Below are 22,410 nucleotides of genomic sequence, written 5' to 3' on the forward strand. Positions count from 1 at the left end.
TCAAGAGCGCCCCGCTGCAATACCGGAACGAAAACCCATACTAACCGTTGAAGTTCCCAAACCCAACCCGCGCCCGGAGATTGAAATGGCCCCCCGCGCCTACTGGAAAGGCTCGCTGAAACTCTCCCTGGTGTCGTGCCCGGTAGTGCTCTATCCGGCCTCGACTTCCGCCGAGAAGACCCGCTTCCATATGATCAACCGGGAGACCGGCAACCGGCTGAAGCAGCAGATGGTCGATGCCGAGACCGGCGATGTCGTCGAAGGCGACCAGAAGGGCCGCGGCTATGAGCTGAGCAAGGGCAAATATGTCGAGGTCGAAAAGGAAGAACTCGAAGCCGTCCAGATCGAGAGTAACCACACCATCGACATCGACAGCTTTGTGCCGAGGGATGAGATCGACAAGCGCTATCTCGATAACCCCTATTATATCGCCCCCGACGGCAAGGCCGCGGTCGACGCCTTCGCCGTGGTCCGCGACGCCATGAAGGATGAGGAACGGGTCGCGCTGGCGCGCATCGTGCTGACCAACCGCGAGCACGTCATGGCGATCGAGCCGCTCGGCAAGGGCCTGCTCGGCACCACGCTGCGCTATCCTTACGAGCTGCGCGACGAGGAGGACTATTTCGACGGCATCAAGACCCCGAAGATCACCAAGGACATGATCGAGCTCGCGGGCCACATCCTGCACACCAAGGCGGCGCATTTCGATCCCTCGAAGTTCAGGGATGAATACGAGGACGCGCTGAAGGCGCTGGTGCGGCGGAAAGCCTCCGGCAAGCCGATCAAGGTCACGGAGCGCGAGGAAAAGCCTGATAACGTCATCAACCTGATGGACGCACTCAAGGCGAGCCTGAAGGGCAAGTCGGCGGCGAAACGGCGCGCGCATGCCCCGGCGCAGCGGCGGACGCCGACACGCCGCACGCCGAGGAAGGCTCACCGCTCCGCGGCGAGGCACCGAAAGGCGGGGTAGTACCGTCATTGCGAGAAGCAAAGCGACGAAGCAATCCAGAGCCCCGCCGGGATTCTGGATTGCTTCGCTTCGCTCGCAATGACGGTGCTACCGCCGCTTCTTCGCCTTCCGCTTCTTGGCTGCTTTCTTCGGCACCTTCTTGCCCTTGGCCCTCGCCTCCGACAGTCCGATCGCGATCGCCTGTTTGCGGCTCTTGACCGTCCTGCCGGAGCGGCCGCTCTTCAGCGTGCCTACCTTGCGCTTCTTCATCGCGCGCCCGACATCGGTCGACGCCGTCTTCGAATATCTTGGTGCCATCGCTTTTCCTCCGGCTTTCCTCCGTTTGGCGAAAAAGTAATCACCAGTGGCATGCAAAGTTCCTCACACGTCATAGTCCGCTTGCATTGCCCGGCGACGGAAGGCATTTTGGCTGCCGGGGAACGACTGAAACGCCGGCAGCAAGAACGGCGCCGTCCCCGGACCGGGGAGGAATTGATGACATTGACGAAGTCGCACGTCGCAGGCCCAAAGACGCCTGCGGTACGGGAGATGACGTTCGGCGATCTCTTGCGCAAGGCGGCTGAGGCGGCGCCCGACCGCCTGGCCCTGATTGCGGGCGTCCCCGATCCAAAACTGCGGCGACAATGGACCTACGCGCAGCTTTATCGTGAGGCCGAGCGCACCGCCCGCGCGTTGCTGTCGCGCTTCAAACCGGGCGAGCGCATTGCAGTCTGGGCGCAGAACATCCCGGAATGGGTGATGCTCGAATTCGGCGCCGGCATGGCGGGCATGATCCTCGTCACCGTGAACCCGGCCTTTCGCGCGCGCGAGGTGGAGTATGTGCTGAAGCAGTCGCGCTCGGCCGGCATCTTCGTCGTCAACGGTTTTCGTGGCAACCCGATGCTGGAGACCGTTCAGGCAGTGGCGCCGAACTGCCCCGAACTGCGCGAGATCATCTGCTTCGATGATTGGGATGCGTTCATCGCGGCAGGCGACGACGAGAGCGTCATACTGCCGGCCGTCAGTCCCGACGATCCCGTCATGATCCAGTACACCTCGGGCACCACGGGCTTTCCGAAGGGCGCCCTGCTCCGCCATCGCGGACTTCTCAACAACGGCGCCGACACCGCCGACCGGATGGGCGTCGATCCCGGCGACGTCTTCGTCACCACGATGCCGCTGTTTCATACCGGCGGCTGCGTCTGCTGCGTGATCGGCGCGGTATCGAAAGCCTCAACGCAAGTGCTGATCGAGGCTTTCGAACCTGGGTTGGTGCTGGAAATGCTCGGGACCTATCGCGGCAATGCGATGCTCGGCGTTCCCACCATGCTGGTTGCGATGCTGGAGCATCCGACATTCCCGACAACCGACCTCTCATCGGTCAAGGCAATCTGCTCGGGCGGCTCCACAGTGCCGGCCGCGCTGGTGCGGCTATTGGAGGAAAAGCTCGGCGCGCCCTTCACGATTGTTTTCGGCCAGACCGAATGCTCCCCGGTCGCGGCGCAAACCCGCACCACCGACAGCGTCGAGGACAAGGCCAACACGATCGGCCTGCCGCTTCCCAATATGGAAAACAAGATCATCGACCCCAACACCGGCGAGACCGTTCCGGTGGGCACGATCGGCGAGTTCTGCACCCGCGGATACCACGTGATGCTCGGCTACTTCGAAATGCCTGATGCGACCGCCGCCGCGATCGATGCCGACGGCTGGCTGCATAGCGGCGATCTCTGCGCGATGGACGCCCGCGGCTATTGCACGGTGGAAGGCCGCCTCAAGGACATGATCATCCGCGGCGGCGAGAACATCTATCCGCGCGAACTGGAGGAGCTTCTGTTCAAGCATCCCAAGGTCGGCGAAGTCGCCGTGATCGGCGTTCCCCACGAGAAGTGGGGTGAAGAGGTTGCCGCCTTCATCCGCCCGGCGCCCGGCGCAACAATCGAAAAGGAAGAACTGATCGACTACATGCGCGCCTTGCTCGCCCCGCACAAGACGCCGAAGCACTGGTTTATCGTGGACGCGTTCCCGCTGACGGGATCGGGCAAGATCCAGAAATTCAAGCTGCGCGAAGCCTGGAGCAAAGGTGAGATGGCGGCGATCTAGGTCGCCGCTAATCCTTGAATGTCGGCTGCCGTGGATGAATGCAGTCCTTGAAGTCCGCAAAGCCCTTCCACGCCGGCTCCGGCGCGTCCTGTCCGGCAACGGGTACATATATCGACGGTTCGATCGAACTCATTGTTGGAATATAGCGCGGACAATTCGGAAAGATCGCGCGCGCGGTGACACGAACGACAAGCTGCGCGCCGACGGTCTCCGCAAGCAGCGGATCGCGGTCACTCACGCGTGCGCTGCCGTTGACCCGCAGGCGCCGCGGCTTGTCGTGCATGGCGATAAACAGCAGGCCGACATCGGCATTGGCGACGATGTTGCCGAGACTCTTGAACATGCCGTTGCCGTCATAGTCGGGAAATGCGATCTCGGAAGGTCCGGTGATGCGCACAAAGCCCGGCGCCCCGCCCTTGAACGAGCAATCGGGCCGCCCCTCGGTGTCGGCCGTCGCCAGGAAGAAATACGGCAGGCCTTCGATGAACTGCTTGTCGTCAGCCGAAAACTCCGTGCGCATCAGCTTCTGCTCCAGCCGATCGGAAATCCGGCGGCTGTCAAACTGATCCTGCAGTTGCCGATTGCCTTCGTGGTACATGACGCTCTCAGCCATGGCCATACGTCCTCCTCTGCTTCACCCGGCGGGCGTGGTCAGCCCGGGACAGATCCCTACGGGGAGCATATCACTTTATGGCAACACCGGATGCGGCAAGCCGACCCGCATGACAAGTCAAGTGCAGGGATCGCCGCCATCGGAGGCATGATCAATCCGGCGCGCGCAACCGGTAGCCGATGCCGGTCTCGGTCAGCACGAATTGCGGACGCTCCGGATCGGCCTCGATCTTCTGGCGGAGCTGGCGGACATAGACGCGCAGATATTGCGCGTCCGTTAGTTCGTCCCAGAGCTCTTTGAGCAGGAAGCGATGGGTCAGCACCTTGCCGGCGTGCTGCACCAGCACGCGCAGCAGATCGTATTCCTTCGGCGAGAGTTTCACCTCGCGCTCGCCGGTCTTGACGATGCGGCGGACCAGATCGACGGAGAGATCGCCGGCGCGAAACACCGGCCGCTCGCCCTGCACCTGCAACTGGTGCCGCAAGGCCGCGCGCATCCGTGCCAGCAGTTCATCCATGCCGAACGGCTTTGTCAGGTAATCATCGGCGCCGAGGTCGAGCGCCTGCACCTTGCCGGCCTCGTCGCCACGGCTCGACAGCACCACGATCGGCACGCTCTCGTTGCGGCCGCGGATCATGCGCAGCAGGTCATGTCCCTGGATGTCGGGCAGGCCCAGATCGAGGATGATCAGCGCCGGCCCCTCGGCCAGCTTCTCCAGCGCGATCTTGCCGTTGGAGGCTTCGAGGATGTCGTAGCCCTGCGTGCTCAGCCCCATCCGCAACAGCTTGCGGATCGGCGGCTCGTCGTCGATGACCAGGACCTTGATCGCTGCGGCGTTCATGCGGCGGTATCCAGGGCGTTACTTGCGACCGGTATCGGCAGCCGAATGGTTATTACCGCGCCGCGGCGATCGACGCGGTTGGCGGCCGAGATCGTGCCGTGCATAGCCTCGACAAAGCCACGGGAGATCGCCAGGCCAAGACCCGTTCCCGGACGGACATGGTCGCCCTTCTGCGCGCGATAGAACTTGTCGAACACGCTCTCCAGCTCTTCCGGCGGGATGCCGCTGCCCTCGTCGAGGATCTGCAGCAAGACCCTTCCCTGATCGCGCGCTCCCCGGATCGATATCGTCGTGCCGGGTGGTGCGTATTTGGCGGCATTGTCGAGCAGGTTGAACAGCACCTGTTCGAACAACACGGCATCGAGCTCCAGCATCGGCAGATTGGGGCCGAGCTCCAGCGACACCTTGTGATGCACGAGGATCTTCCCGGCACGGCGTAAGGCGCTGCCGACGATCTCGCCGATATCGTGCCGCGCGGTGTTGGGAACGACGGCGCCGGATTCGAGCTTGGTCATGTCGAGCAGGTTGGCGATGAAGCGGTTGAGCCGCTCGGATTCGTCGATCATGGTGGCGAGCAGTTCGTTTTTCTGGGCGTCGTTGAGGCCGGTGCCGAGATCGCGCAGGGTACTGGCGGCGCCGAGCACCGAGGCCAGCGGCGTCTTCAGGTCGTGCGAGATCGAGGTCAGGAGCGCGCCGCGCAGGCGGTCGGATTCCACTGTGCGCTTGACCCGGTCCATGTCCTCGACCAGCAACACCCGCTCGATCGCGAGCGCGCCCTGGTCGACCAGCGCATCCAGCAGGCGGCGCTGATCCGGCGTCAGCAAGGGACCCGTGCGATCGTCGTCGATGCCGATGACGCCGATCGCGCCGCGCCCGGTCCGCATCGGCAGGAACAGCCGTTTTGCCCCCGGCAGCGTGTCCGAGCCGCGGCCGGCGGGACGGTCGTTGCTCCACGCCCAGTTGGCGGCGGCGAGATCGGCCTGGTCGAGCTGGTCTTCCGGCGGATAGCCCGACTTCACGGTGAGCATGCCCTCCTCCGGCAACAGCAACACCACCCGCACTTTCAGCATCAACGCGGTCTGATAGGCGGTTGCCCATAGCACGTCATCCAGCGTCGCAGTGCCGGCCAGCTTGCGACTGAAGGCGTAGAGCAATTCGGTGGTACGCACCCGGCCGATCGCAGTATCGGCCTGCGAGCGCACCCTCGCCGCGACATTGGAAACCAACACCGCAACCAACATGAAGAGGAAAAAGGCCGCAATATTGGTCGGGTCGGCGATGGTGAAGGTATAGACCGGTGGCATGAAGAAGAAATTGTAGCATAGCGATGCCGCGACGCTTGCCAGCAGCGACGGCCACAGGCCGAACCGCGCGGCAACGCTGACCACGGCGGTGAGAAATACCAGATCGACATTCTCGATGCCGAACAGCGGATGGATCAGTTCTGCAGCACCGAGACCGATCGCGACGAACAGCAGCGCCATCAGGTAAGGCCGCGGATTGAAAGCTTCCTGCCGCGCCGCGGTCTGCACCGCCGGCTTTGCCACCCCCTCTTCGTCGCCCGCTATGACGTGGACGCTGATATTGCCGGCGCGCCGCACCAGATCGTGCACGACAGAACCGCGCGTCAACTCGAACCACCACGAGCGCGTCGACTTGCCGATGATGATCTGCGTAACGTTGTTGGCATGCGCGAAATGGATGACATCGTCGGCGATGCGGCGGCCGACACCGGGAATGGTCAGCACCTCGCCGCCGAGCGCTTCCGCCAGCCGCATGGTGTCGGCCAGCCGGTCGCGCTGCTCGTCGGTCAGTTGCAGGCTGCGCCGCGTCTCGATGCTGATCGCCGTCCATTGCGCGTGCAACCGATCGGCCAGCCGCTTGGTGTAGCGCACCAGCCCTGCCGCGCGCGGGTCCTCGCTGACGCAGACCAGGATGCGCTCACCGGCGGCCCACGGTCCGTCGATGGCGTTGGCCTGCATATGGGTGAGCAACTGCTCGTCGACCCGCTCGGCGGTACGCCGTAGCGCCAGTTCGCGTAGCGCGGTCAGGTTGCCCGGCGAGAAATAATGCTCCAGCGCACGCTCGGCCTGCTTGGGGACATAGACCTTGCCCTCCTTCAGCCGCTGGATCAAATCGTCGGGCGTCAGGTCGATCAGTTCGATGGCGTCGGCGCGGTCGAAAATCTTGTCCGGCACGGTCTCGCGCACCCGCACATGCGTGATCTGCGCAACCACATCGTTAAGGCTTTCGATGTGCTGGATGTTGACGGCGGTGTAGACGTCGATGCCATGGGACAGCAATTCCTCGACGTCGAGATAGCGCTTGGGATGGCGGCTGCCCGGGGCGTTGGTGTGGGCAAGTTCGTCGACCAGCGCAATTTGCGGCCGCCGCGCAATCAGCGCGTCGAGGTCCATCTCCTCGAGCGTCTGCTCCTTGTAGGCGAGCCGCCTGCGCGGCAGCACTTCGAGGCCTTTGAGCAACGCTTCGGTTTCCGCCCGGCCATGGGTCTCGACCACGCCAACAACGACATCGGCGCCGGCCTTCTTCCTGGCATGGGCGCTCTGCAGCATTTCGTAGGTCTTGCCGACGCCGGGGGCGGCGCCGACGAAGATCTTGAGCCGGCCCGCGCGGCTGTCCTCGCGCCGGGCCGCCTCCAGGAGGGCTTCCGGCGAAGGACGCTGTTCAGGGTCGCGGCGGGTTTGGACCATGCGGCAATATAGTCCTCACGCCCGGGCCGGCCTAGCCGGTCTCATTTTGAGGCCTCGTCCAATGCCAGATTCAACGCCAATACGTTAACGTGGGGGTCGCCGAGCAATCCAGCCATGCGGCCCTGCGTATGCTCCACGACCAGTTCGCGAACGCGGGCTTCCGGCAGGTTACGGGCCTTTGCCACCCGGGGGACCTGGAACAGCGCGCCTTCCGGCGAGATATCAGGGTCGAGCCCGCTGCCGGACGTCGTGACGAGGTCGACCGGCACGGCGGCGGACGGGTTTTCGGCCTTCAACTTCTCGACGTCTTCCTTGATCCGGTCGGCCAGCGCCTTGCTGGTCGGGCCGAGGTTGGAGCCTCCGGAATTGGCGGCGTTGTAGGGGGCGGAGACCGTCTTGGTGGAATCGGCCGGGTCCGGGGCCGTGGTGGCGGACGGGCGACCGTGGAAATATTTATCGGTCTTGAACTCCTGCCCGATCAGCGCGGAGCCGACGACCTTGCCGTCCTTCTCGACCAGGCTGCCTTGCGCCTGCTTCGGAAAGATCGCACCGGCGATGGCGGTCATGGCGAGGGGATAGGCGACGCCCGTGATGGCCGTGAGCAGGAGCAGGATGAGGATAGCGGGACGGATTTCTCTGAGCATTGTGGTCCTCCGTAGGTGTATTGCGTCATTGCCTGCGACAAACGCGAAGCTTTTGCGCAAGGAAGCGAAGCGACGAAGCAATCCAGCTTTCTTGACGTCGTGAGATGGCTTGCCTCGCTTCGCTCGCAATGACGGTTGGGTTCAGGCCAGGTGCAAGGCAGCCACCACCAGGTCGATTACCTTGATGCCGATGAAGGGAACGATGATGCCGCCGAGGCCGTAGATCAGCAGGTTACGGCGCAGCAGTGCGCCGGCGCCGACGGCGCGGTACGCCACGCCTTTCAGCGCCAGCGGGATCAACGCGATGATAATGAGCGCATTGAAGATGATCGCCGACAGGATCGCGCTTTGCGGACTGGCGAGGTGCATGATGTTGAGCACTTCGAGCTGCGGGTAGAACGCCAGGAACATCGCCGGGATGATGGCGAAATACTTTGCGACGTCGTTGGCGATCGAGAACGTCGTCAGCGCGCCACGCGTCATCAAGAGTTGCTTGCCGATCTCGACCACCTCGATCAGCTTGGTGGGATTGGAATCGAGATCGACCATGTTGCCGGCTTCCCGCGCGGCTTGCGTGCCGGTGTTCATGGCGACGCCGACGTCGGCCTGTGCCAGCGCAGGCGCGTCGTTGGTGCCGTCGCCGCACATCGCAACCAGCTTGCCCTTGGCCTGCTCGTCGCGGATCAGCTTCAGCTTGTCTTCCGGTGTTGCCTGGGCGAGAAAGTCGTCGACCCCGGCTTCTGCGGCGATGGCAGCTGCCGTCATCGGGTTGTCGCCCGTGATCATCACGGTGCGGATGCCCATCCGGCGCAGTTCGGCAAAGCGTTCGCGAATGCCGCCCTTGACGATGTCCTTCAGGTGCACGACGCCGAGCAATTTACCGTCGCGCGCGACCGCCAGCGGCGTGCCGCCGGCTTTGGCGATCTCATCGGAAATCGTCCGGATCTCGCGCGCTGCCTCCGAGATGGCGCCCGACTGCAAAGCGCGCGCAGCATTTCCAGCAGCGACCACGCGCACCGCGCCGCCGCCATCGACGTAATTCAGGATCGCATCCACGGCGCCCTTGCGGACGGAGGATGTTCCGGCATCGATGCCGCTCATGCGCGTTTGCGCGGTGAAGGGAATGAAGGTGGCGTTGAGCTCTTTCATGTCGCGGCCACGGATGCCGTATTTCTCCTTTGCCAGCACGACAATCGAACGGCCTTCCGGCGTCTCGTCGGCAAGTGACGCGAGCTGTGCCGCGTCCGCCAGTTTCTGCTCGGTGACGCCGCGCACGGGGCGGAATTCCGTTGCCTGACGGTTGCCGAGCGTGATGGTGCCGGTCTTGTCCAGCAATAGCGTATCGACATCGCCCGCCGCCTCGACCGCGCGGCCGGACATCGCCAGCACGTTGAAACGCACCAGACGGTCCATGCCGGCAATGCCGATCGCCGACAGCAGCGCGCCAATGGTGGTCGGGATCAGCGTGACGAACAGCGCCACCAGCACGACCACCGAAATCGAGCCGCCGGCATAGGCCGCGTAGCTCGGGATCGTCACGGTGGCAAACACGAAGATGATGGTTAAGCCCGCAAGCAGAATATTGAGCGCGATCTCGTTCGGCGTCTTCTGCCGCTCGGCGCCCTCCACCAGCTTGATCATGCGGTCGATGAACGTCGAACCTTGCGCCGCCGTGATGCGGACGCGGATCCAGTCGGACAGCACCTGCGTGCCGCCGGTCACCGCCGAGCGGTCGCCGCCGGATTCGCGGATCACGGGCGCGGATTCGCCGGTGATGGCCGCCTCGTTCACGGAAGCCACGCCTTCGATCACCTCGCCGTCGGAAGGGATGTTGTCGCCCGACTCGACCAGGACGATATCGCCGACCTTGAGGCTGGTGCCGGACACCAGCCGATAGGACTTGTCGTAGCCTTCCAGCAGCTTCGCCTTGCTCTCGGTGCGGGTCTTCTTCAGCGATTCCGCCTGCGCCTTGCCGCGGCCTTCGGCGACGGCTTCGGCGAAATTGGCGAACAGCACCGTGAACCACAGCCACAGGATGATCTGGAAGGTGAAGGCGAGGCCCTCGCCGCCCATCACCAGATTGCGCAGGAAGATCACGGTGGTGAGGGCTGCGACGATCTCGACCACGAACATCACGGGATTCTTGATCATCAGCCGCGGATCGAGTTTTGCAAATGCCGCGCGGATCGCGGGCACGACGATCTTGGGATCGAGCATGGCCGACGCAGTCACTTTTTTCTGCAGTTTCATGGTTTCCATAGCCGTAGACTCCAAAGGCGCCGCTCAGAACAGGGTGTTGGCATTCATTGCGAGGTGCTCGACGATCGGCCCGAGCGCCAGCGCCGGGAAGAAGGTGAGACCGCCGATGATCAGGATTACGCCGACGACAAGGCCGACGAACAGGCCACCGGTGGTCGGCAGCGTACCGGCCGACGGCGGGATCGACTTCTTGGCGGCAAGCGAGCCCGCCAGCGCCATCGCCGGCACGATCATGAAAAAGCGGCCGACGAACATCGAACTCGCGAGCGTCAGGTTGTAGAAGAAGGTGTTGCCGGTCAGGCCGCCGAAGGCCGAGCCATTATTGCCGGTCGCGGACGTGAAGGCATACAGCACCTCGGTGAACCCATGCGGCCCGGAATTGGCCATCGACGCCACCGCCGACGGCAGCACCACGGCGACCGCGGTCCAGCCGAGATACATCAGCGGCAGCACCAGAATGGCAAGCATCGCCATCTTGACTTCGCGCGCTTCGATCTTCTTGCCGACATATTCCGGCGTGCGGCCGACCATCAGGCCGGCCACGAAGATCGCCAGCACGACGAACAGCAGCATGCCGTAAAGCCCGGCACCGACGCCGCCGACGATGATCTCGCCGAGCTGCATGTTGATCAGCGGGATCATGCCGCCGAGCGCGGTGAAGCTGTCATGCATGGCGTTGACCGCGCCGCACGAGGCCGCCGTGGTGATGACCGCAAAGAGCGAGGAGGCAACGATGCCGAAGCGGACTTCCTTGCCCTCCATGTTGCCGCCGGAGAGGCCAAGCGCGGTGAGCGTCGAGGTGCCGTTGGCTTCGGCCCAATAGGTGACGGCAACGCCCGCAAGAAACAGCACGCCCATCACGGCGAGGATCGCCCAGCCCTGGCGCTGGTTGCCGACCATGCGGCCGAACACATTGGTCAGCGCCGCGCCGAGCGAGAAGATCGAGATCATCTGCACGAAGTTCGACAGCGCGGTGGGATTTTCGAAGGGGTGCGCGGCGTTGGCGTTGAAGAAGCCGCCGCCATTGGTGCCGAGCATCTTGATCGCGACCTGCGAGGCGACTGGCCCGACCGCGATGGTCTGCTTGGCGCCTTCCAGCGTCGTGGCTTGGACATAAGCGCCGAGCGTCTGCGGCATGCCCTGCCAGACCAGGAACAGCGCGTAGACGATGCAGATCGGCAGCAGGACATAGAGGGTGCAGCGCGTCACATCGACCCAGAAATTGCCGATGGTGCGCATCGAGGAGCGGGAGAAGGCGCGGATCAGCGCCACTGCCAGCGCAATGCCGGTCGCCGCCGACAGGAAATTCTGGTGCGTCAGGCCGAGCATCTGCACCAGATACGACAGCGTGCTCTCGCCCCCGTAGTTCTGCCAGTTGGTATTGGTGATGAAGGAGATCGCCGTGTTGAAGGACAGGTCCGGAGCGACGGCAGATTGATCCGCCGGATTGAACGGCAACAGCGCCTGCAGCCGCATCAGCCCATAAATGATGACGAAGCCGCCGACATGAAACAGCAGCATGGCGACCGTATAAGTCAGCCAATGCTGTTCGCGCTTTTCGTCGACGCCGCCGATCCAGTACAGCCCGCGCTCGACCGGGCGCAGCGCCGAGGACAGAAAGGTGGACTCGCCGTTGAAGACGCGGGTCATGTACCAGCCGAGCGGTTTGACCAGCGCAACCACGATGGCGCAGTACAAAAGAATTTGGATCCAGCCGATGACAGTCATTTTTCGGGATTCCTTCAGAATCTCTTTGCAGGCAGCAGCAGGTGAATGAGCGCGATCAGCAGCGCCGAGGTGATGACAAACGCCAGGACGACTTCGACCAGCGTAATCATGGCGCACTCAGAAGCGCTCGGGCCGCAGCAGCGCGTAAGTCAGGTAAAACAGCAGGCCGAGCGAGACGAGCCCGGCGAGTGAATAATCGAAGATCATGGCTCTGCTCCGTTACAGCCGTTCGCAGGCATAGGCGTAGCCAATGCCGGCCACGAAGAAGCCGAGGGCGAGCGCCAGCATGACAATGTCCAGCATGGGATGTTCCTGTGCGTCGTGGACCGCGGGCCGAAGGTGCGGCTATCCGCGTTTACCGGACTGAGGTGCCACCAAGCGCATAGGTTTTCGAGACGGGGCAGATAGGAACGTTATAGGAATCTCATAAAGACGCCGATTTTGCGCCGCCTCGAAGTTTATCCGCACTTCCAGCTTGGCCCGAGATCGAATCGCGGTCTTCCGTGCATCGGCATCGTTTCCAGAAACGCACGCTTGAAATCTCTATTTTTCCGTCCCTCGCCTCATCTCGCTTTCAAATGGCGCTCTGACGACCTTGGAAGCGCGGTTGTCATGACCGCTCAACGAGTCGAGATGACGCCATGTCACTTCTTTCGGAACACTCAACCAACACCGACCTCGGCGACCGGCTTCACGACACCTGCGCCGTCGAGACCGTGCAAGGCCGTGCCCGCATCATTGCGGGCGCCGGATCCAATTCGACCGATCGCGCGATCGAGTTGACGCGGCAGGCCGAACGCGCCGGCGCCGACGCAGTGCTCTCGGTCGTGCCCTATTACAACAAGCCGATGCAGGAAGATCGCGCACTTCCGCGCAATCGCCGCCTCGACCACTCTTCCGGTCATCCTCCACGACATTCCTGCACGGACTGTCCGCGGGTTGCCCGACACGACGCTGGAGCGGTTGGCCGAGTCCGCGCAATTCGTCGGGTTACTGGATGGCGCCGGCGATGTCGCTCGCCCGTTGCGCCTGCAGCAGCGGTTACCACCGCATTTCCGCCTCCTAACCGGCGATGACGCCACGGCGCCGGCCTATATGATGGCCGGCGGCCATGGCTGCATGTCCGCCGTAGCAAATATAATTTCAGGGCTGTGCCGGGCGATCCATGCGAGCCCCAGTGAGGGACGGCTGCAGTCGGCACGACTATTGTCCAGCCGGCTGTCGCCGATCGCTGAACTACTGGCTGCCGATCATCCGGCCGCGGCGTACCGCGCGGCGGATGGAAAAGCCGCCGGCCGAGCCGTACCGCCGGTCATGGTGCGTGTAGAAATGCGTCATGCTCGTCTTCCCAATGTCGGCGCGAAGCGCGCACCGGATAAGCGAACATGCAAAGGCAGACGTAGGATTTCGAGAGGTCGGGGAGCCTTTCGCATAGGCACGGCATATAGATCGGCAGGTCGCACCGGCATGGTCGAAGGAGCTTGCGGGAACATCGTCGCCGCGATCGCGTTGACGGTGGATTCCATGGTGCTAGCCTCATTCGAAAACGTCGCCGCGAAGCAAGGTTCGGCAACAATCATCGAGGGTGGAAGCCATGAACGTCGCATCGTCAGGCATTGTGAAAACCGAGCCCGCCAGTTCCGGCGGCGTGGTCGCGGCCGGCGTCTACGTCGAAGGCCGGCGTGTCGCCAACATCGCCATCGATGAAGCCTCGAGCTGGCGCAGCAAGCCCGACCACGTGGTCTGGATCGGACTCCATGAACCCGATATCGCCGTACTGCGCCGCGTGCAGCGGCAGTTCGAGTTGCATGACCTTGCGATCGAGGATGCCGACCACGCGCATCAGCGACCGAAGATCGAGCAATATGGCGACGCGCTGTTCATCGTGGCGCGCACCGCGCAGCTCGACGGCGACAGCATCGCATTCGGCGAGACGCATCTGTTCGTCGGCGAAGGATATATCGTGTCGGTCCGGCACGGTGCCTCGACGTCCTACAAGCCGGTGCGCGAACGATGCGAAAGCTGCCCTCGGGCGCTGGCCCGGGGTGAGGACTACATTCTCTACGCCATCCTCGATTTCATCGTCGACAACTACTCCCCCGTGCTCGAAACCATTCAAGAGGAAGTCGAGGCGATGGAGGCGCAAGTGCTCGCAAGCGCCATGACGCAGGCGCAGATCGAGCGCCTCTATTTGCTCCGGCGCGACCTGCTGCGGCTGCGCAATGCGGTTGGGCCCCTGGTGGAAGTCTGCCGCCGGCTCGAGCATGACAATCTGCCGATGGTGCGATCCACGATGCAGCCGTTGTTTCGCGACGTCACGGACCACGTCCGGACGGTGCAGGAGCAGATCGATTCGCTTCGCGAGGTGCTGGCGTTTGCCTTTGAGGCAAGCCTTCTGGTCGGCCAGGCACAGGAGACCGCGGTGTCCAAGAAACTGGCGTCATGGCTCGCCATCATCGCCGTCCCGACGGCGATCGCCGGCATCTACGGCATGAACTTCAAGCATATGCCGGAACTGGAATGGCAATATGGCTATTTTGGCGTAATCAGCATGATCCTGCTCGTGTGCGCAGGCTTGTTCTGGCGATTCCGGCGCGTCGGCTGGTTGTAAGCCTGTAAGCTGACCCCCAAAGGCCGCATTTTCTTGTCGCAAACCGGTACCCACCCTGCTCGATACGATATAGAGTATCGGCGAGCCAACGATCCGGCAGACGGGTGAATATCATGACTGCCATATCGGCGAGCCGAACGATCATCCCCATCCTGGCGTTTGTCGCCTGTGGCGTGGCGCTCGCCTTCGCCATTCAGCACGTCCGCGAACCCCCGGCTGACAGCCTGGCGGCAACGACAGCGCCGATGATCTCAAAGCCTGCATCGGACGCGCGAGAGCAGAGCCCGGCCCCGCTCGCAACGGCTAAAGCGGAAGCCAACGCCATCGTGGACGCGCTGGCCGGATCACCCCCACCGCCAGAGAACAGCGACGGCGTGCCGACGTTCGACGTTGCCCGCATCGAGCCGACGGGCGAAGCCGTCATCGCCGGCCGGGCGGCGCCAGGCGCAACGGTGGAGCTGCTGCGTAACGGCGAGGTGCACGATCGCGCGGTCGCGGATCAATCCGGACAATTCGTCATCGTCCCGCCCCGGCTTCCGTCAGGCACCTATGACCTGACGCTGCGCTCCAGGCAGCCGGACGGCAAGCAGACCACGTCCAAACAGAATGTGACGGTGGCGCTTGAGCCGAAAGCGACTGACCGACCGGTCGTGGCGCTGATCACGCCGAACAAACCCACGGTCATGTTGTCGCAACCAGCGGCGCCAAAACCGGCGGCCGGCGCAGTGGTCGTGGAAACGGTCGAGATGGAGCCGGGCGGCAAGTTCCATGTCAGCGGCCAGGCGCGTCCCGGCGCAGCGCTGAGGCTTTACCTCAACGATAGTTTTATTACGTCGGTAATGGCCGGCACGGATGGACGTTTTGCAGTCACCATCAATGAGGGGGTCGCAGCGGGCAGCTACCGTGTCAGGGTGGACGAGGCGTCGAGCTCCGGCACGGTGCGTGCACGCGCCGAGGTGCCGTTCAGCGTTCCCGATACAACCGCGTCCGTGACGGCGCAGGCCAAGCGCGCGGACATAGCAGCTCCCCGGCTGGCCGCCGCAGGGACTACCGTTTTGCCGGATAGCGGCTCGCCGCCCTCCACCGTGGTGGTACCGAAGATTGCAACCACCACCGTCTCACGCGGAGATAGCCTCTGGCGTCTCAGCCAGGTCTCGTACGGCGCGGGCACGCGCTATGCCGTCATTTACAAGGCGAACCGGGAACAGATCCGCAATCCCAACCTGATTTATCCCGGGCAGGTATTTGTCGTTCCGGCGAAGTGAAGCGCCACCATCTTCGCGATGACGCGGTCTTAATCGCTGTTATCGATTGCCTCTCGCCTATTCCGCCGCCGACTGCAATTCCACCTTTTCGGCGCGCACGGCGCAGAACTTGAATTCGGGGATCTTGCCGAACGGATCGAGCGCCGGGTTGGTCAACAGGTTGGCTGCCGCCTCCGCGTAGCAGAACGGCATGAACACCATGTTCTCCGGCACGTCGCGGTCGGAGCGCACCTTGACCTCGACGGCGCCGCGGCGGGTCTCCAGCTTAATGAAATCGCCGGGCCAGACGCTTAAGCGCCGCATGTCCTTTGGCGACATGAACGCCACCGCCTCCGGCTCGATCTGGTCGAGCACGCTGGCGCGGCGGGTCATCGAACCGGTATGCCAGTGTTCGAGCACGCGCCCCGTGGACAGCACCATCGGATATTCGGTGTCGGGCACCTCGTCGGGTGCGACCACCTTCGCCGGAACGATCTTGCCGCGGCCGCTTTCGGTCGGGAAGCCCGTGGTGAAGATGATCTCGTTGCCGGGCTTATTGGGATCGTCGACAGGATAGGTCACCGCGCCCTCGCGCACCAGCCGGTCCCAGGTGATGTTCTTCAATGACGGCATCACTTCCGTCATCTCGGTGAAGACATCGGCCGGACCGTCATAGTTCCACGGCAGGCCCATCCGCTTGCCGATTTCCTGGATAATCCAGAGATCCTGCCGCGCATCGCCGGGCGGCCGGATCACCTCGCGCGCGAGCTGCACGCGGCGGTCGGTGTTGGTGAAGGTGCCGGACTTCTCGGCAAATGCGGATGCCGGCAGGATCACGTCGGCATGGAACGCAGTTTCGGTGACGAAGAGATCCTGCACGACCAGATGGTCGAGCATCGCCAATGCTCCGCGCGCGTGCTGCAGATCGGGATCCGACATCGCGGGGTTTTCGCCCTCGATATACATGCCGGTGATTTCGCCGGCATGGATCGCGTTCATGATCTCAACCACCGTCAAGCCGCGCACGGGGTCGAGGTCCTGATGCCAGAGCTTCTCAAAGGGCTCGCGCAGATCAGTGCGGCCGACCGGCTGGTAGTCCGGCAGGAACATCGGGATCAGGCCGGCGTCGGACGCGCCCTGCACGTTGTTCTGGCCGCGCAGCGGATGCAGCCCGGTGCCGGGACGACCGACCTGACCTGTGGTCAGCGCCAGCGCGATCAGGCAGCGCGCATTATCTGTGCCGTGGATGTGCTGGCTGATGCCCATGCCCCAGAAGATGATCGAGGCCTGCGATCGCGCGTAGACCCGCGCCACTTCCTTCAGCGTCTCGGCAGGGATGCCGCAGATCGCTTCCATCTTCTCCGGCGGGAATTCCTTGATGCGCTCGGCGAGTTCATCAAAGCCTTCGGTGTAGCCCGCGATGTACTGCTGGTCGGTCAGCCCTTCGGTGATGATGGTGTGCAGCATCGCGTTCAGCATCGCGACGTCGCTGCCGGGCTTGAACGCGAGGTGCTTCCAGGCGTGGCGCGACAGCGACTGCGTGCGCGGATCCATCACGATCAGCTTGGCGCCGCGCTTGGCCGCGTTCTTGAGGTAGGTCGCGGCGACCGGATGGTTCACGGTCGGGTTAGCGCCGATCACGATGATGACTTCGGCGTCCATCGCGGCCGCAAACGGCGCCGACACCGCGCCCGAGTTCAGCCCTTCCATCAGCGCCGCCACCGACGAGGCGTGGCACAGTCGCGTGCAGTGATCGACATTGTTGGAGCCAAAGCCGGTGCGCACCAGCTTCTGGAACAGGTAGGCCTCTTCATTGGAGCCTTTGGCCGAGCCGAAGCCGGCCAGCGCCTTGACGCCCTTCTCATCGCGGATTTTCACGAGCCCCTTGGCCGCGATATCAAGCGCCTCTTCCCACGAGGCTTCGCGGAAATGCGTGAACGGATTGGCCGGATCGACCTGGTCGTTGGCATCCTTCTTCGCATTCGGCAGCCGCACCAGCGGTTTTGTCAGGCGATGCGGGTGGTGGATGTAGTCGAAGCCGAAGCGGCCCTTGACGCAGAGGCGGTTGTGGTTGGCCGGGCCGTCGCGGCCTTCGGCATAGATGACCTTGTCGTCCTTGACCTGATAGGTGACCTGGCAGCCGACGCCGCAGAACGGGCACAGCGAATCCACCTTCTTGTCCGCGTAGGTGACGCGGGTCTGGTTCTCGTCCAGCATCACCGAGGGCATCAAGGCGCCGGTGGGGCACGCCTGCACGCATTCGCCGCAGGCAACGCAGGTCGATTCACCCATCGGATCGTCGAAGTCGAACACGATCTTGGCTTCGTGACTGCGATAGGCCATGCCGATAACGTCGTTGACCTGAACCTCGCGGCAGGCACGCACGCAGAGGCCGCACTGGATGCAGGCATCGAGATTGACGCTCATCGCGGGGTGGCTGCTATCGCCCGCCCAGCGCTCGGCGGCCGGGAAGCGGCTCTCGGTCACCTCGACCTTCTCGGCCCAGTGCCAGAACTTCGAATCGGGATCGTGCGAGGTTTCGCGCGCCGGCTGGTCGGCGACCAGCAATTCCATTACCATCTTCTGCGCCGCGACCGCGCGCGCGCTCTCGGATTTCACCTTCATGCCAACGCTCGGCGTGCGTTTGCAGGACGCGGCCAGCACGCGCTCGCCCTCGATCTCGACCATGCAGGCGCGGCAATTGCCGTCAGGCCGGTAGTCCGGCTCCGGCGAATAGCAGAGATGCGGGATTTCCTTCTGGTGGCGTTTTGCCACTTGCCAGATGGTTTCGCCCGCGTTGGCCTCGACCTGTTGGCCGTCGAGCTCGAACTTGATCCTGGTCATTCCGCGGCCTCTTTCGGCACGAATTCTTCCGGAAAATATTTAATCACTGACGTCAGCGGATTCGAGGCGGCCTGGCCGAGCCCGCAGATCGAGGCATCGCGCATCGCCTGGCTCAACTGGTCGAGCAACTCGCGGTCCCAGACCGGGCGCTCCATCAAGATCGCCGCCTTCTGGGTGCCGACCCGGCACGGCGTGCACTGGCCGCAGCTCTCATCCTCGAAGAATTTCATCAGGTTCAAGGCCGCGCCCTTCACGCTGTCCTGCTCGGACAGGATGACGACAGCGGCCGAACCGATGAAGCAGCCGTATTTTTCCAGCGTGCCGAAATCGAGCGGGATGCTGTCCATCGAGGCCGGCAGGATGCCGCCCGAGGCGCCGCCCGGAAGGTAGGCATGGAAGGTGTGGCCGTCAGCCATGCCGCCGCAGAACTCGTCGATCAGCTCGCGTACAGTGACGCCGGCCGGCGCCAGCTTCATGCCGGGATTTTTCACGCGGCCCGAGACCGAATAACTGCGCAGGCCATGACGGTCGTTGCGGCCGTGGCTCTTCCACCAGTCGGCGCCCTTCTCGACGATGTCGCGCACCCACCACAGCGTCTCGATGTTGTTGATCAGCGTCGGCAGGCCGAACAGCCCGACCTGGAACGGGTAAGGCGGCTTGTGCCGCGGCAGGCCGCGCTTGCCCTCGATGGATTCAAGCAGCGAGGATTCCTCGCCGCAGATATAGGCCCCTGCGCCGCGGCGCATATGCAGGACGGGACCGCCCGGCGGCAGCTTTGCAATCTCGCGTTCGAGAATTTCGCGCGAGGCCGGATATTCATCGCGGAGATAGATGTAGACGTCGGTGGCCTCGACCACGTGCGCGCCGATCAGCATGCCCTCGATGAAGCGATGCGGATCAGTTTCGAGATAGAAGCGATCCTTGAAGGTGCCGGGCTCGCCCTCGTCGCCATTGATCGCCATCAGCCGCGGACCGGGTTCGCCGAGCACCGCGCGCCACTTGCGTCCGGTCGGAAAGCCCGCGCCGCCGAGCCCGCGCAGCGAGGCGTCGTCGAGCGACTTCAGCAAATCCTCTTTCGTCATCGCGCCGGAGCGCAGCCGGTTCAGCAGCTTGTAGCCGCCATCGGCGACATAGGCGTCGTAGTCGACATATTTCGGCAGATGCGTGTGGGTCTCGCCGGCCTTGGCGGCGGCGAGTACGTTCGTGACCGTGGCATGATCGACGAAGTGATGGCCGACCTCGGCGGCAGGTGCGGTGTCGCAGCGGCCGACGCAGGGCGCGCGCACCACGCGAATGCCGGGGCCGGCACTGTCCTGCAATTCATGCAGCAGCTTTTCCGCGCCCATCATGGCGCAGGTAAGCGAATCGCAGACGCGGATGGTCAGCGGCGCGATGTCAGGCTCGCCTTCCTTCACCACGTCGAAATGGGCGTAGAAGGTCGCGGTCTCGAACACTTCCGCAAACGACAGCTTCATCTCGTCAGCCAGCGCCGCGAGATGCGCCGCCGAGATCTGGTGATATTTGTCCTGGATCAGGTGCAGGTGCTCGATCAGAAGATCACGCCGCCGCAGCCGGTCGCCGAGCAGAAGCTCGATCTCGTGGGCGGCGGTGGGATCGACCTGGCGGCCCTTGGGGGTCGCCTTGGCCCGCTTCCGTCCCGCGCCCGGATGTTCGAACGAGCGGACTTTCTGTAAGTCCTGTACGTCGTGATCCATTGAAAAATCTCATCCCTGCTTATCGTCTAGCGCAAGCTTAGTTCGTGGCATGCCAGATGCCAAGCGAATTGTGGCGTCTTGATAAGCGTTTAAGTTGCTGCCGGTAGCGCGGCTTGGCGTTCGAGCCCTCAGCGTTCCTCGCCGGTGCCACCTTGGCTGCTGGAAAGATGAGTACTCGAAATGACCGCAAGATCAATAAAGCCATCGCATGCTGCGATTGCGAACACCTATCGATCGGCCGGTCGGAACCGAGGTCGGAAGACGCCGCGGGAAACCATGATAGCGGTCCCGCGACGTCTCCGTCGTCAGAGTATCTTGACGGCGCTTTCCAGCGTCTTCCACACGCCCCAGGCTAGCGGGATGCCGACAAACGCCCAGAACAGCGCGGCCTTGGCGTCGAGCCCGCCGAACCCGATGCCGTAGGAGCCCGACGGTCCCGACTGGCCTGCGCTGGCCGTCGCCGCCTGCAACTTGGCGACCTCGGCATCGCTCATGTGCCATTTTTTATCGACCGGCTTGATCAGGTAGTTGCAGATCAGGCCCGCGATCAGCATGGCACACAGGATGTACATCGTCGTGTTGTAGAGCTGGTCACGCGGCACGCCGGCGGCAAGCTGGAACTCGCGGATGTAGTTCACAACCACGGGACCGATGATGCCGGCGGTCGACCACGCCGTCAGCAGCCGGCCGTGGATGGCGCCGACGAACTGGGTGCCGAACATGTCAGCGAGATAGGCCGGCACCGTGGCGAAGCCGCCGCCATACATCGACAGGATGATGCCGAAGCCGAGCACGAACAGAAGCTTCGAGCCCATTGCGGCGAAGGTCGGCGCCAGCGCGTAGAGCACGATGCCCAGGATGAAGAACGTGTAATAAGTGTTCTTGCGGCCCATCTTGTCCGACAGCGACGCCCAAAAGAAGCGGCCGCCGATGTTGAACAGCGAGAGCAGGCCGGCGAAACCGGCCGCGATGCCGGCAATCGTCGCCTTCTGCGCCGCATCGAGCTGGTTGAAGCCAACGTCGGGCAATCCGATCAGCTTGCCGGCGAAGATTTCCTGCAACATCGGCGAAGCCATGCCGATCACGCCGATACCGGCCGACACGTTCAGGCAGAGCACCCACCAGATCAGCCAGAACTGCGGCGTCTTATGCGCGTCCTTCAGATGAACATGATTTTGCGAGATCATCGCATTGGCTTTGGTCGGCGGAGTCCAGCCCTCGGGCCGCCAGCCCGCCGGCGGAATCCGGTAGCGGAAGGCGCCGATCATCATGAACACGAAATAGATGGCGCCCATCGCGATGAAGGTTTCCCAGGCGCCGACCGAGGTCGGCGACTTGAAATAGTTCATCAGCAGGTTCGCCAGCGGCGCACCGATCATGGCGCCGCCGCCAAAGCCCATGATGGCCATGCCGGTCGCCATGCCGCGCCGGTCCGGAAACCATTTCACCAGCGTCGACACCGGCGAGATGTAACCGAGGCCGAGCCCGATGCCGCCGATGACGCCGGAGCCGAGCCACAGCAGCCACAGTTGATGGGTGATGATGCCGATCGCGCCGAGCACGAGACCGCCGCACCAGCACAGCGCCGACACGAAGCCCGCCTTGCGCGGTCCGACGCGCTCCAGCCAGCCGCCCCAGATCGCGGCGGAAACGCCGAGCAGCACGAAGAACAGCGTGTACATCCACCCCATGCTAGCGACCTTCCAGTCGCAGGTGGTGGTGAACAATTCCTGCATCAGCGTCATGTCGGGGCAAGCCTTCGGCGCGGTCACGCCGATCGCGCGCGACAGCGGCAGCCAGAACACGCTGAAGCCATAGGCCATGCCGATGCACAGATGAATGCAAAGCGCCGCCGGCGGCACCAGCCAGCGATTGAAGCCGGCGGTCGCAATCGTCCGCTCTTTGTCAAGGAATCCCGTTCCGGCACCGGGTATACTCCCGGCGCTGCTGATTGTTGTCATCGCTATTTTCCCCTGCAGCCCATGTTGAATTGGGCGTTTTTTGACGTCTTCGATCCCGTCGTCTTCAGCCATGCAGTGGAACAGCCCCATCCTGCTGTCCCACGCAATTCCGGAACGCGCGGGGACCGCCACGCGCATTCGAGAATCCACCCTGATGTTTTGATTGTGCTCGCAGCCATGCCGGCCA

At 63.5% G+C, this 22,410-nt stretch carries 15 protein-coding genes and 1 pseudogene; 5 read left to right on the plus strand and 11 right to left on the minus strand.

Annotation, left to right across the window (positions count from 1 at the left end; translation table 11 throughout):
* Positions 1 to 85 precede the first annotated feature (85 nt).
* Positions 86 to 970, plus strand: coding sequence for a non-homologous end joining protein Ku (gene ku, locus V1294_RS32940; protein ID WP_334503082.1), 885 nt, complete (start codon positions 86 to 88; stop codon positions 968 to 970).
* Positions 971 to 1,057: 87 nt separating this feature from the next.
* Here the strand turns inward: ku and V1294_RS32945 are convergent, their stop codons facing one another.
* Positions 1,058 to 1,267, minus strand: a complete 210-nt coding sequence (locus tag V1294_RS32945; protein WP_334503083.1) for a DUF6496 domain-containing protein — start codon at positions 1,265 to 1,267, stop codon at positions 1,058 to 1,060.
* Positions 1,268 to 1,444: 177 nt separating this feature from the next.
* Here V1294_RS32945 and V1294_RS32950 point away from each other — a divergent pair, with 177 nt between their 5' ends.
* Entirely contained in the window at positions 1,445 to 3,052 is a 1,608-nt protein-coding gene (locus V1294_RS32950; RefSeq protein ID WP_334503084.1) for an AMP-binding protein, read from the plus strand.
* Between the two features lie 7 nt (positions 3,053 to 3,059).
* Here V1294_RS32950 and V1294_RS32955 read toward each other — a convergent pair whose 3' ends face one another.
* The 7 genes from V1294_RS32955 to V1294_RS32985 form a co-directional block, all read right to left on the minus strand.
* The gene (locus V1294_RS32955) at positions 3,060 to 3,665 is read right to left on the minus strand and encodes a pyridoxamine 5'-phosphate oxidase family protein (RefSeq protein WP_334503085.1); all 606 of its coding nucleotides are present in this window, start codon (positions 3,663 to 3,665) and stop codon (positions 3,060 to 3,062) included.
* A 151-nt stretch (positions 3,666 to 3,816) separates the two neighbouring features.
* Positions 3,817 to 4,506, minus strand: a complete 690-nt coding sequence (locus V1294_RS32960) for a response regulator (RefSeq protein WP_108519043.1) — start codon at positions 4,504 to 4,506, stop codon at positions 3,817 to 3,819.
* On the minus strand, positions 4,503 to 7,217 hold the full coding sequence (locus V1294_RS32965) for a sensor histidine kinase KdpD (RefSeq protein WP_334503086.1): 2,715 nt from the start codon (positions 7,215 to 7,217) through the stop codon (positions 4,503 to 4,505). The genes V1294_RS32960 and V1294_RS32965 overlap by 4 nt, the downstream gene beginning before the upstream one ends.
* Before the next feature lie 41 nt (positions 7,218 to 7,258).
* Complete coding sequence (locus tag V1294_RS32970; protein WP_334503087.1) at positions 7,259 to 7,861, minus strand: K(+)-transporting ATPase subunit C; 603 nt, start codon at positions 7,859 to 7,861, stop codon at positions 7,259 to 7,261.
* Positions 7,862 to 8,002: 141 nt separating this feature from the next.
* Entirely contained in the window at positions 8,003 to 10,120 is a 2,118-nt protein-coding gene (gene kdpB, locus V1294_RS32975) for a potassium-transporting ATPase subunit KdpB (protein WP_334503088.1), read from the minus strand.
* Positions 10,121 to 10,144: 24 nt separating this feature from the next.
* Complete coding sequence (gene kdpA, locus V1294_RS32980) at positions 10,145 to 11,848, minus strand: potassium-transporting ATPase subunit KdpA (protein WP_334503091.1); 1,704 nt, start codon at positions 11,846 to 11,848, stop codon at positions 10,145 to 10,147.
* Between the two features lie 117 nt (positions 11,849 to 11,965).
* Positions 11,966 to 12,055, minus strand: a complete 90-nt coding sequence (locus V1294_RS32985) for a K(+)-transporting ATPase subunit F (protein WP_016846764.1) — start codon at positions 12,053 to 12,055, stop codon at positions 11,966 to 11,968.
* A 434-nt stretch (positions 12,056 to 12,489) separates the two neighbouring features.
* On the opposite strand from V1294_RS32985, the pseudogene V1294_RS32990 reads away from it, so the two are divergent.
* The 3 genes and pseudogenes from V1294_RS32990 to V1294_RS33000 form a co-directional block, all read left to right on the plus strand.
* Positions 12,490 to 13,039, plus strand: a pseudogene (locus V1294_RS32990) (dihydrodipicolinate synthase family protein); the annotation flags it as partial.
* A 403-nt stretch (positions 13,040 to 13,442) separates the two neighbouring features.
* Positions 13,443 to 14,459, plus strand: coding sequence for a magnesium and cobalt transport protein CorA (locus V1294_RS32995; RefSeq protein ID WP_334503093.1), 1,017 nt, complete (start codon positions 13,443 to 13,445; stop codon positions 14,457 to 14,459).
* A gap of 113 nt (positions 14,460 to 14,572) precedes the next feature.
* Positions 14,573 to 15,724 carry a LysM peptidoglycan-binding domain-containing protein gene (locus V1294_RS33000; protein ID WP_334503094.1) on the plus strand — a complete coding sequence of 384 codons (1,152 nt, stop codon included), beginning with the start codon at positions 14,573 to 14,575 and terminating at the stop codon, positions 15,722 to 15,724.
* Positions 15,725 to 15,781: 57 nt separating this feature from the next.
* On the opposite strand, the gene fdhF is transcribed toward V1294_RS33000, so the two are convergent.
* The 3 genes from fdhF to V1294_RS33015 all read right to left on the minus strand — a co-directional run bounded on the left by fdhF (position 15,782) and on the right by V1294_RS33015 (position 22,223).
* Positions 15,782 to 18,547: a formate dehydrogenase subunit alpha gene (fdhF, locus tag V1294_RS33005; protein WP_334503095.1), complete on the minus strand. Its 2,766-nt coding sequence runs from the start codon at positions 18,545 to 18,547 to the stop codon at positions 15,782 to 15,784.
* Positions 18,544 to 20,262 carry an NADH-ubiquinone oxidoreductase-F iron-sulfur binding region domain-containing protein gene (locus V1294_RS33010; RefSeq protein ID WP_334503097.1) on the minus strand — a complete coding sequence of 573 codons (1,719 nt, stop codon included), beginning with the start codon at positions 20,260 to 20,262 and terminating at the stop codon, positions 18,544 to 18,546. The genes fdhF and V1294_RS33010 overlap by 4 nt, the downstream gene beginning before the upstream one ends.
* A 305-nt stretch (positions 20,263 to 20,567) precedes the next feature.
* A complete protein-coding gene (locus V1294_RS33015; RefSeq protein ID WP_334503099.1) occupies positions 20,568 to 22,223 on the minus strand; it encodes an OFA family MFS transporter in 1,656 nt (551 codons plus the stop codon).
* Positions 22,224 to 22,410 lie beyond the last annotated feature (187 nt).

Origin of the sequence: Bradyrhizobium sp. AZCC 1678 (assembly GCF_036924765.1) — a bacterium.
Lineage (GTDB): Bacteria > Pseudomonadota > Alphaproteobacteria > Rhizobiales > Xanthobacteraceae > Bradyrhizobium > Bradyrhizobium algeriense.